We start from the raw sequence: 10,414 nt of genomic DNA, 5'->3' as shown, positions 1-10,414 counted from the left end.
AGCGGAATGAAGCGAAAGTTTCACGTTCCGTTTTGAAGGAGAGGTAGGGGTAGAAATTCCCCTATCGACTCTACCAAATCCTCTTCTTTTTATTAGTTTTGAACCAAGAAACTGGGTTTTTAAACCCCGATACTTCGTTGAAGCGGTAAGGTGCGCGCTGCGCACCCTACATAATTTTGACATTTACTTGGGCGGCCTTGGAAGTAAATTAGGCGATCGCCGTTGCCCTGTCTGCTGTAGTTGTTACGTTATCGAGCACCGGCTGGTGAGTTTTCAAGTTAAACCGGTATCCGTGGGGGAGGATGTGCAACTTGGCGCCGCAAATCGCCAAACCCTCATCCTTCAACAGTCCATCTATATTGTCGTGGAGTTTTTCCGACTCGTCGATGATTGTTACAGCGCTTTCGCCAATAACTTCCAATTCGTCACCGCTGACTAAAATAGCTGTATTTTCGTCAATACCAAATCCCAACACGGCCGGTTGCAGCAAGAGTGCGGTAACTAAGCGTCCCAGACGACCTCGCTGGGCGAAATGCTGGTCGATGACAACTCCCGGAAGGAAACCCATTCCCGGGCCCATTGCTACCACCTCAACGCGGGGATTTGTCTCGGAGTCTCCTTCAATAATCATCATGTCTGGCATCATCGCCGCGCCGGCACTGGTGCCACCAATGATAATCCCTTCTGAGTAGCGTTTGTGCATAGCTACGTCGAGTTTGGTGCCTTTCAAGCAGTTAATAATCCGGGCTTGCTCTCCGCCTGTAAAGAATATGCCTGTCGCTTGTTCGATCGCTTCTAAATAATCTGGATTGTTGGCATCTTCGGGTCTCTGGGTGTCAACAACTCGCACATCTTCAGCGCCGAGTCGCTCAAACACTCGGATGTAATTATCTCCTACTTCTCCCGGCAGGCTTGTCGCAGCCGTCATGATCGCAATGTGGGCTTTAGTGCCTCCGGCGCACCGCAAGAATTCCCGCAGAATTTTGCACTCCCCCTCTTTGTCTTCCGCGCCGCCAATAATTAGCAACTTCCCCTGCTTTTCGTTGCTCGCCATATTATCTCCACTTTTAATTTATTAAATTTCACTAAAACACAAAATTCCTTTTTCTGAAAACTGCCAAAAGGTATATATAGATACAAAAAAAACTAAGGCTTCTACCACTCCAGGACGCATACAGCTCAAACGTTCTGTTTTTTTTTTACTCTGAGTCCGGGCTGTAACGATGGTTGGGCAAACAGTCCAGGAGGCACTAGACTAAAGAAACCGGGAATAAAAACGAAAATTCTGCGTTGTTTGAACGGAAAAACTTAACTCAGAAACTCCGGTTTCTGAGAGAGTTTTTGCGTCCGGGACTGGTTAAAAAAACCCGGTTTCTGCGTCTAGGACTATCTATTTAGCTCATCCTGGATAAGCCGCTAAAAAACCTCACCCCCCCTAACAGGATATAGGAGGGGTCAAGAAATGAGCTTAAATTACAGGGCCCACGCGCGCGCAGCGATCAATTCGGTTTCTGACTCGATTCTTCGCTAATCCTCCTCTTATTGCTCGTAGAAATCGGATTGATGAGCGTAAGTCCTAATTTAGTACGATCGCCCGTTAGTGCGATCGCTCGATCAAATTGCTCAATACCGTACGCGCCCGTTCTAAAGGTAGGTGTCTGGGTTTGCCATTCCAGACAATCTGATATTCGTTGCTGTTTTGACCATCGCCGTAGCCAGAAATTAGCTTCCGGTGAAATGCTTCCTCAGCTAATTCGTGAACTTGATCCCTGAGAGCAGTTTGTGCGATCTTCATAAATTTGCTGCCTCTTAAATTCTCCTTCACAGTCATAAACAATTATAAGTGGGCAGTGCACCTCTCAAAAGTTATAGGTTTTTTTCTGCAGGGGGCAAGGAAGTAGTTATTAGTTATAAGTGCTTAGTTATAAGTGCTTAGTCAGTCATCAGTGCTTAGTTAGATGTTGAAGGAAGAAGAAATATTTTCCCACTCTTCCCCTCTCCCCATCTCCCCCACTCCCCCTCTCCCCCACTCCCGCGATGCTGAAGGCAGAATTGGTCGGAGTGTTTGTATCAACTGCTGCTGCAATATCTATGCCTGCGGATAGTATCTAATGCACCGGCAAGAGAGTTAACGTGAAAAATTAACGAAAAGGAGGTTAGAAAATGCTGCAAGAAAAAAGCACCGAAACAGCCCGGGTCAATGCTAGAAAAACCGATGTTTTTGATGTTTTCAACTTCAAACACTATATGGGGCCAAACCCTTATTTAGGAACAGCGGCTTTAGTTTTCGATTTGGGGGTGACGGGCGCGAGCGAACCTTTGCCGATCGCACATTACCATGAAATTATTAGCGATCGCTACCCGCAACTCCTGCACGAAACTTTCTCGAACCACGCCCAACTGTTCGGCCGTACCGCTTCAGAAGTTGCAAAACTCGACATGGGTTTGCACTTCCAACACTGGAACGTCAAGCCGTTTTCTCAGTTTAACAGAATTAGCATAGAAGCAGTTCACGCCCGCAGCGCCAGAGCCGTAGTTTACGCTGTTTGGGATTGGTTTGAAGCCATCAATCAAAATCAAGATTTTCCCTTGGGATCCCAAATAGACGCGCTGCAAAATATGTTCCGGCAGTCAGTTTACGGAGGCCCGACAGTTTATTCGTTAATGCGATCGGCATCCCAAAAAGGCATTCCCGTATTTTATTTGTGGGATGAAGGATTGATGCAATACGGGTACGGCAAAAAACTCGTGCGCGGCTCTGCAACTACTTTTGATTGTGACAGCCACTTAGACTCCGATTTTACCACGCGCAAAGACGATTGTAAAGCTTTTCTCGCTACATTAGGATTTCCTGTTCCCAAAGGCGATATCGTCTCCACAGAAAACGGAGCTGTGGCAGTTGCTAGAGACATTGGCTACCCAGTTGCTGTCAAACCAGTAGTCGGCCATAAAGGAATTGGCGTCACAGCAGATGTCCGAGATGCTGAGGAATTGCAGGCCGCTTTTAAAAGAGCTGTTAAGGCAATTCCCGAAACAGAACCGGTGCGAGTAATTGTGGAAAATAGCATCAAAGGATCGGATTTTAGGCTGCTGTGCGTTGACGGCAAATTTGTTTCGGCAACTGAACGCCGGCCCGCTTGGGTAACAGGGGACGGCGACTCAACAATTCGCGAATTGATCCGCCGTGAAAACCGCAAATCCGAACGTTTGGATACGCCAACTTCGGCCCTGAGCAAAATTCAGTCCGACGAAGCGATGGAAATGTATCTGGCAGAACAAGGGCTGTCATTGGATAGTGTCCTAGAGGGCGATCGTACTGTATCTCTGCGCAAAGTCGCCAATCTTTCCGCAGGCGGCGTCAGCATCGACGCTACCCACACTATTCACCCGGATAACATTGTTTTGGCTCAAGATATCGCCCTACATTTTCGGTTAACTTGTTTGGGGGTGGATGTGGTAACAGAAACTCTCGCCAAATCTTGGAAAACAGGCAATTTTGGGATTCTCGAAATCAATGCCGCGCCGGGAATTTTTATGCACCTCAACCCGGCTGTCGGCGAAGGGGTTGATGTGCCTTCCCATATTATCGAAACTTTCTTTGACTCGGGAAAATCAGCGAGAATTCCGATTATTACTTTCAACAGAATTTCGGTGCAAGAACTGCAAGAAACAATCGACCACATTCTGTTGCAGCATCCCGATTGGACGATCGGTGCTGTTTGTCGCGGTGGACTTTTTGTCAACCGTTCTGAAAAAGTTTTGCATAAGAATTACAATCTTAACGTGCAAAGTTTGCTGCGGAATCCCAAGCTCGATTTGTTAATTGCTGAATATCCCGGAAATATTTTGGAAGCTGAGGGAATGTTTTATCAGGGGAGCAATATGGTGGTGCTGGACAATCCGGGGGAAACTGAGATGATGTTGGTCAGAGAAAGCACTGATGACGATACTGTTGTGGTGAGGGAAGGAAATAGTATTTCTATTCGCCGCCAGGGGTTGATCGAACAGTATACTCTGGGAGACGGGGAACCGTTTACACGGGTTTATTTGAAGGAAATAGGGACTGTTTTGTAACCTGTTCCACATTTAACTTGGCTTTGTGGGGCGGGTATTGAGTACCCGCCCCACCAGATAAAGGCTTTTTCTCGTTCCCGGGTGCTTCCGGGGAAGGAACTTGGGGAGCGCCCAGATTTGAACTCGCTTCGTTACACTTAGTTACAATTGGTGGCAATTCCTCAGTCGTGGATGCACTATTCCTAAGAAACCCGGTTTCTTGCCAGATTTCTCGTTACCACACCAATATTTTCGTAGAAATAGGGTTTCTCAGGGTGAGCCCTATTCCTGCGATCGTAAGTTTTTAGACAATTTAGTTTCTGGGCTGTCCTTCGTGTTATCAAGGAATTTCACAAGTCTTTAAACTAATTGCACTCCGGTGGCAGAAGGTGTGGAAATATGAATGTGGCAAGCAATTGGTTTAATTCGCAGAGGGAAAGTTTACTGTCGCACCGTGGCTACATTCCAGCAGCGCTGACTCTTTGCATCGGTACAAGCTTGTCATTCGCAGCCGCCGCCCTTGTGTGGCATTCGGAAAACCAACGAATGCAAGTTCAATTTCATCAGCAAGCCGATCGCCTGAATGTGACACTGCACCAAAGCATCAATAACAATTTAGAAGCTCTTTACTCACTTCAAGCATTCTATAACGCATCTACTGAAGTTAGCAGACAAGATTTTAAGCAATTCGTTCAACCACAACTTTCCCGAAATTCTGCCATGTATTCTGTTAACTGGAGTGTGCGCGTGCCTGCTGCCCAAAAAGCAGCTTACGAAGCTGCAATTCGAGCCGAAGGTTTTCCGGCATTTCAAATTTACGAGCGAACTCGTGACCAAAAGCCGATCAAAGCAAAAGTGCGATCGGAATACTTTCCAATTGCCTACAGAGAAGCACTAAAAGAAGATAACAAAGTGATCGGTTTTGATGTTGCTTCCAGCCCCGATCGCAAAGCAGCTTTAGAGAAGTCGGTAAATACCGGGAAAATAGCTGCTTCCGCGCGGATTACATTAGTCAGCAACAATCAACCGGGATTGCAAGTATTTCTGCCAGTACCCCGTCGCACAACTTCTCTAGATAACTCGGTCAAGAACCGCGAAAATCTCAGGGGAGTTATTGCGGGTCTGTTTCAGATCACCCATATGGTCGATTTCTCTTTAGAATCCCTAAATTTAGACAGCATTAATTTTTACCTCTACGACAACTCGGCTACAGGGAAAGAACGCTTTCTGGTGCGCTACGACTCACAAGCTAAGCAGTTGATAGATAACCCAAAACTAGAAAAGCCAGAGTTAACTAATCTCCGGGGGAAAATCTGTCAAAATCCTAGTGCTTGCACTCGCTTATTTAACGTAGCAGACCGCCAGTGGATGCTGCTAGTTTTGCCAGGGAAGGGGTACAGCGGTCTGAGAACGCATCAGGGTTCGCTGGCTATTTGTGCGATCGGGCTATTGATGACTGGCAGCTTGACGATTTACCTGTTGATGTCTCTAGAACGTACCGCCAAAGTAGAACAGCAAGTCTACGATCGCACAATTCAACTAAAAGAGCGCACCGCTGAACTAGAAACAGCACTAAAAAATTTGCAGGAAACTCAATTCAAACTAATCCAAACTGAAAAAATGTCCAGCTTGGGGCAGTTGGTGGCTGGAGTTGCCCACGAAATTAACAATCCTGTCAACTTCATCTCTGGGAACCTGATCCATACAGGCGAATATACTCGAAACTTGCTGGAACTTGTGGAAATATACCAGCAGCAATATCCGAACCCAACGCCAGAAGTGCAAGCCAAACTAAAAGAGATCGAATTGGAGTTTATCACTGAAGACTTGCCTAAAATCCTAAAATCTATGAATTTGGGAGCTGAACGCATCCGCCAGATCGTGCTTTCTCTGCGGAATTTTTCGCGCTTGGATGAAGCTGAAATGAAGTCGGTTGACATTCACCAAGGCATTGACAGCACCTTGATGATTTTGGATAGTCGGCTGAAACCCAAAGGGGATTTTCCGGGCATTAAACTCATCAAAGAATACGGGAATTTGCCCTTAGTGGAGTGCTGGGCGGGACAATTAAATCAGGTATTTATGAATGTTTTGATAAATGCTATTGATGTTTTATATGACGCACCCGATCAAAAAAAGCTGCTCGGGCAAAGTTTCTCAAATTCGCCATTTTTACCTACAATTCGGATTCGCACTGAACTTTTAAGTTCTAATTGTGTATGGGTGCGCATCTCTGACAATGGAACGGGCATGACCGAGAATGTCAAAAAACGTGTGTTTGAGCCGTTTTTCACTACCAAGCCTGTAGGCAAAGGTACTGGCTTGGGATTGTCGCTCGGCTATCAAATAGTGGACAAACATCAAGGTTCGCTCAGGTGCGTATCGGCTCCGGGAGAGGGAACTGAATTCTGGATTGAGATACCCGTGCGGCAACAGTCCGAGCAATCTGTTTCTAAAGTTGCACCTGCGGTAGGTGTTAGTTGAATTAGGGGGAGAAATCTCGCTTCTAGCTGAGTCTAGCTCCCCCTGGCATCTCCCTTTCTAATGGGAACGCAAGAGCGTCGCCGTTCTCTCTTTTTTTATTTCTTTAGGAAAGGTGCGCACCATACTTGGGAAAGGTGCGGATTGCGCACCCTATATTTAACAGCTAACAGTCAACAGTTAACAGTTAGAGTTATTGGCAAGTGCGTGCTAATTTCTAGTCAAATTTTGCCCAAAACAAATATCTTGGGTTTTACTCGCCGCGACAATTTATAATTGTAGCGATGCCAGATTACCAATTACTAATTACGATGTCTTTACAATTTATTAGCATTCCGCCAAAAACCGATCGCAAACCTGTCGCTTTGATTGTCGCTTTGCACGGATGGGGTGCTAATGCTCGCGATTTGACTTCCTTAGCACCGGCTTTCAATTTGCCGAATTATCAGTTTGTGTTTCCCGACGCCCCCTTTCCCCATCCCCAAGCAATGGGCGGCAAAATGTGGTATGACCTTCAAAGCACAGACGCTCAGGGATTGGTAAAAAGCCGGCAATTGCTGAGGGAATTTTTGCTGTCTTTGGAAAACAGCACGGGTGTGCCTTTGTCTCGCACGATTTTAGGCGGTTTTTCTCAAGGTGGAGCGATGACTCTAGATGTGGGATTGACTTTGCCTGTAGCCAGTTTAATTTGTCTGAGCGGTTATTTACACCCGTCGATTTCGCCAGTTGCTGGGAGTGCTTTGCCACCTGTTTTAATCGTCCACGGTACTCAAGATACTATTGTGCCTGTTAGTGCTGCTGTGCGATCGCGCGACAGTTTGACTGCTTGGGGAACTGCGGTGCAGTATCGAGAATTTATCATGGGACACGAGATTCGACCCGAAGTTGTAGATGTAATGCGAAGTTTTGTTTTAGAAACTGTGTCTAAATCCGATTAAAGGTTTAGGATATAGTATGGCGGAAGTCTCGGGCAGGGGAAAAAAATGAAAACTTTAACCAAAGCATCGCGCGATATTGCTGTACTTACTTCTCAGGACGTGGCAGAATTGGCTGTCCGTTTGGAAGTTGACGATTATACAGATCCTTTTGAGGGATTGAATGATTGGCATTTGTTGCGATCGCTTGCCTTTCAGCGGCCGGAGATGGTTGAACCTTATCTCCACCTTCTGGATATGGAAGCCTACGACGAAGCATAGACTTAAAAATCTAGCTTAAAAATTTCGACGGAATTGAGGAAGAAGTTAGCAGCATATTTTGTTGCGGATTGAACAGATAAGTTATGGATTTTTGTCTGTTTTCATCTCAACTTCTTTCTTGATTCTTTTTTATGAGAAAATGATACCACTTTCAAAAAAGAATGCAATTGTAGGCCCGCGATCCAAACCCTGGTAGCGATAGGTCATCCCCAATTCTTCAATTCTAAAATCGTATGACATGAAGGGCAGACGAATTTTAATCGGCGTTAGCGGCGGGATTGCGGCTTACAAAGTTTGCGAAGTAGTTTCCACTTTAGCGAAAGCTGGAGCTGAAGTTAAAGCTATTCTTACTGATGCGGCCGGGGAGTTTGTGACGCCTTTGACTTTTGCTACTCTCTGCCGCCATCCTGCTTTTACTGACAAAGATTTTTGGCAAGCAAGTCACGGGCGCCCCCTGCACATTCAACTGGGAGAATGGGCGGAAGTTTTTGTTATTGCTCCCCTGACGGCTAATACTTTGGCTAAGTTGGCGGGGGGTTTTGCTGATAATTTGCTGACTAATACTGTCTTAGCTTCTACTTGCCCAATTTTGCTGGCACCGGCGATGAATACGGATATGTGGGAACAGCCTGCGGTGCAGCGGAATTGGCGGGAAGTGTTGACTTATCGGCGCTATCATGCTGCGAATCCGGGGGCGGGAATGCTGGCGTGCGATCGCGCGGGTGTCGGCAGGATGGCAGAACCTGGTGAGATTTTGCCTCATATTGAATCGCTGTTGTATGCGAAGGGCGATCGAGATTTAGCGGGCATTAGGGTGTTGATCAGTGCGGGAGGAACGCGGGAACACCTCGATCCGGTGCGGTTTATCGGCAATCCTTCCAGCGGCAAAATGGGCATAGCTTTGGCGCAAGCTGCACAGCACCGCGGCGCGACAGTGACGCTGGTACACAGTATAACTGGCGAATTGCCGCTGTCAGGTGTGCGGGCGATCGCAGTTGCGAGTGCACAAGAAATGCGGCAGGCAATGCTGCAATGCTTTCACGATGCGGATTTGACGGTGATGGCTGCAGCGGTAGCGGATGTGAGACCTGCCGAGTACAGTAGTGAGAAATTGCCGAAGCGATCGCTCCCCAATTGTTTGCCTTTGGCACCAGTAGCGGATATTGTGGCAGAGTTGGGAAAATTGAAACAGTCGCACCAAAAATTAATCGGGTTTGCAGCACAAACTGGGGATATTGTCAAGCCGGCTTTGGAGAAATTGCGGGCAAAGAAACTGGATGTAATTGCCGCCAACCCGATCGATCGAATAGGTGCAGGTTTCGGCAGCAATACCAATCAAGCAATATTAATTAATGCCGCCGGCAAGCAAGTAGAAATAACACCTTGCAGCAAGCTAGAAATGGCTCACCGATTGTTTGATTTTGTGATGGAGGGGTGAGGGCGCGATTTACTTCTTAACTTGCATTAGCTGGTTCGGGCGATAATTCTGATTCCCCAATTTCCGTTGATTCCGAGTCAGCGGGCAACTCAATATCTGCGACAGTAATTTCTAGTTTAAATCCTAACGCTTCGAGCAATTCTACCAAACTGTAAATTTCCAAACTGCCGCTTTCAGTCAGCATCTTGTCGAGTTTTTCGTGATGTTCTTTTGCTGACTCCGAAAGAGCATTCATCCTGATTTTAGCCTCAATTACCTTTCTGATGGCATTTCTCAGGAGTGCGGGTTCAGGGTCTTTTTCTTCCAAGATAGCCCCGATAAAACCAGCAGCTTCTTCAGGCTCTTTAAGAGATTCAATTAGGTACTCGCGGTAGCTATCACTCGTAGGCATTTTCACGTTTTTCATAATCTGTCCAGTATTCTATAGCTTGTCGAATGTCCTGTTCTTGGGTGCTTTTATCCCCAGCTATGAGGATTACCACAATTGTCAAGCCGACTTGTCCAAAGTAGAGGCGGTAGCCCGGGCCATAATTAATTCTGAGTTCAAAAACTCCTTGTCCCACTGACTTGAAATCTCCGAGATTACCTTGCTCAACTCGGTCAAGCCTAGATTTGATTCTAACTCTAACATTCCGATCGCGGAGGGCATCAAGCCACTCGGTGAATGGTGCCCTACCCTCTGGTGTAGTGTAACGTCGAATTTCCCTCGGTTGTACTTCCATAATTTTATCGCAGTCGATCGGCAATTTCTCTCGTAGGGCGATCCGTAGTACATTCAGCAGACAACTCAATATCAGCCATATTAATTCCTAGTTTAAATCCTAACGCTTCGAGCAGTTCTACCAAACTATAGATTTCCGAACCTGCACTTTCTGTCAACATCTTGTCGAGCTTTTCCCATTGAAGTTGAGCTGACTCTGATAAATTATTGAAATTTAGCCGAGAATCTACCACATCTTTGAGTACCATTTGGAGCAATTTATGTTCATCGCTTGCTTCTGTCAATGTCACCTCGATATAACCTGCTGCTTCTTGGGCATTTCTCAGAGATTCTAGCAGAAATTCTTGGTAACTCCTACTCGTTGGTGCTTTCACGTCTTTCATAGTCTCTCCAATATTGAATAGCTTTGCCAATATCTCGCTCTTTCCTTTCTCTTATCTCCACCTATTAAGTAGGTCGGCGGGGAAATTCACAGATATGTAACAAAACATTAAGTAGGGTGAAGGGACTTAAATTTAATACGTT

General features: G+C 46.3%; 10 protein-coding genes. 5 read left to right on the top strand and 5 right to left on the bottom strand.

The genetic code is table 11. The features are described 5' to 3' along the window. Window positions 1-208: 208 nt before the first annotated feature. Window positions 209-1,054 (bottom strand): cyanophycinase, encoded by an 846-nt coding sequence (locus QUA78_RS30470; RefSeq protein WP_333305676.1) that lies wholly within the window; start codon window positions 1,052-1,054, stop codon window positions 209-211. 543 nt (window positions 1,055-1,597) lie between these two features. After that, a complete protein-coding gene (locus QUA78_RS30465) occupies window positions 1,598-1,795 on the bottom strand; it encodes a hypothetical protein (RefSeq protein WP_333305677.1) in 198 nt (65 codons plus the stop codon). A gap of 368 nt (window positions 1,796-2,163) precedes the next feature. Here QUA78_RS30465 and QUA78_RS30460 point away from each other — a divergent pair, with 368 nt between their 5' ends. The 5 genes from QUA78_RS30460 (at window position 2,164) to coaBC (ending at window position 9,168) form a co-directional block, all read left to right on the top strand. After that, on the top strand, window positions 2,164-4,074 hold the full coding sequence (locus tag QUA78_RS30460) for an ATP-binding protein (RefSeq protein WP_333305679.1): 1,911 nt from the start codon (window positions 2,164-2,166) through the stop codon (window positions 4,072-4,074). 378 nt (window positions 4,075-4,452) lie between these two features. Then, complete coding sequence (locus tag QUA78_RS30455) at window positions 4,453-6,537, top strand: CHASE domain-containing protein (RefSeq protein WP_333305681.1); 2,085 nt, start codon at window positions 4,453-4,455, stop codon at window positions 6,535-6,537. 308 nt (window positions 6,538-6,845) lie between these two features. Beyond that, entirely contained in the window at window positions 6,846-7,472 is a 627-nt protein-coding gene (locus tag QUA78_RS30450; RefSeq protein WP_333305683.1) for an alpha/beta hydrolase, read from the top strand. Window positions 7,473-7,517: 45 nt separating this feature from the next. After that, window positions 7,518-7,730 carry a protein IsiD gene (isiD, locus tag QUA78_RS30445; protein ID WP_106150386.1) on the top strand — a complete coding sequence of 71 codons (213 nt, stop codon included), beginning with the start codon at window positions 7,518-7,520 and terminating at the stop codon, window positions 7,728-7,730. A 238-nt stretch (window positions 7,731-7,968) separates the two neighbouring features. After that, window positions 7,969-9,168, top strand: a complete 1,200-nt coding sequence (coaBC, locus tag QUA78_RS30440; RefSeq protein WP_333305685.1) for a bifunctional phosphopantothenoylcysteine decarboxylase/phosphopantothenate--cysteine ligase CoaBC — start codon at window positions 7,969-7,971, stop codon at window positions 9,166-9,168. A 16-nt stretch (window positions 9,169-9,184) separates the two neighbouring features. Here the strand turns inward: coaBC and QUA78_RS30435 are convergent, their stop codons facing one another. From QUA78_RS30435 to QUA78_RS30425, 3 genes are read right to left on the bottom strand one after another with little or no spacing between them, the layout of a single operon-like run. Further along, window positions 9,185-9,559, bottom strand: a complete 375-nt coding sequence (locus QUA78_RS30435; protein WP_333305687.1) for a transcriptional regulator — start codon at window positions 9,557-9,559, stop codon at window positions 9,185-9,187. Next, complete coding sequence (locus QUA78_RS30430; RefSeq protein WP_333305689.1) at window positions 9,546-9,890, bottom strand: type II toxin-antitoxin system RelE/ParE family toxin; 345 nt, start codon at window positions 9,888-9,890, stop codon at window positions 9,546-9,548. Before QUA78_RS30430 ends, QUA78_RS30435 begins: the two co-directional genes overlap by 14 nt. A 4-nt stretch (window positions 9,891-9,894) precedes the next feature. Beyond that, window positions 9,895-10,272 (bottom strand): transcriptional regulator, encoded by a 378-nt coding sequence (locus QUA78_RS30425; protein ID WP_333305691.1) that lies wholly within the window; start codon window positions 10,270-10,272, stop codon window positions 9,895-9,897. Between the last annotated feature and the right edge of the window lie 142 nt (window positions 10,273-10,414).

This window comes from Microcoleus sp. K4-B3 (assembly GCF_036704615.1).
In the GTDB taxonomy this organism is placed as follows: Bacteria; Cyanobacteriota; Cyanobacteriia; order Cyanobacteriales; family Microcoleaceae; genus Microcoleus.
Note: the sequence above shows the minus strand (reverse complement) of the source record. Positions and strands in the feature narration are given on the sequence as shown.

What these genes read in the sequence shown, in the direction of transcription:
- coaBC (WP_333305685.1), top strand. Translation starts at nt 7,969, where the DNA reads ATGAAGGGCAGACGAATTTTAATCGGCGTTAGCGGCGGGATTGCGGCT.
- QUA78_RS30455 (WP_333305681.1), top strand. Translation starts at nt 4,453, where the DNA reads ATGAATGTGGCAAGCAATTGGTTTAATTCGCAGAGGGAAAGTTTACTG.
- QUA78_RS30430 (WP_333305689.1), bottom strand. Translation starts at nt 9,890, where the DNA reads ATGGAAGTACAACCGAGGGAAATTCGACGTTACACTACACCAGAGGGT.
- QUA78_RS30435 (WP_333305687.1), bottom strand. Translation starts at nt 9,559, where the DNA reads ATGCCTACGAGTGATAGCTACCGCGAGTACCTAATTGAATCTCTTAAA.
- QUA78_RS30465 (WP_333305677.1), bottom strand. Translation starts at nt 1,795, where the DNA reads ATGAAGATCGCACAAACTGCTCTCAGGGATCAAGTTCACGAATTAGCT.
- QUA78_RS30450 (WP_333305683.1), top strand. Translation starts at nt 6,846, where the DNA reads ATGTCTTTACAATTTATTAGCATTCCGCCAAAAACCGATCGCAAACCT.
- QUA78_RS30425 (WP_333305691.1), bottom strand. Translation starts at nt 10,272, where the DNA reads ATGAAAGACGTGAAAGCACCAACGAGTAGGAGTTACCAAGAATTTCTG.
- QUA78_RS30460 (WP_333305679.1), top strand. Translation starts at nt 2,164, where the DNA reads ATGCTGCAAGAAAAAAGCACCGAAACAGCCCGGGTCAATGCTAGAAAA.
- QUA78_RS30470 (WP_333305676.1), bottom strand. Translation starts at nt 1,054, where the DNA reads ATGGCGAGCAACGAAAAGCAGGGGAAGTTGCTAATTATTGGCGGCGCG.
- isiD (WP_106150386.1), top strand. Translation starts at nt 7,518, where the DNA reads ATGAAAACTTTAACCAAAGCATCGCGCGATATTGCTGTACTTACTTCT.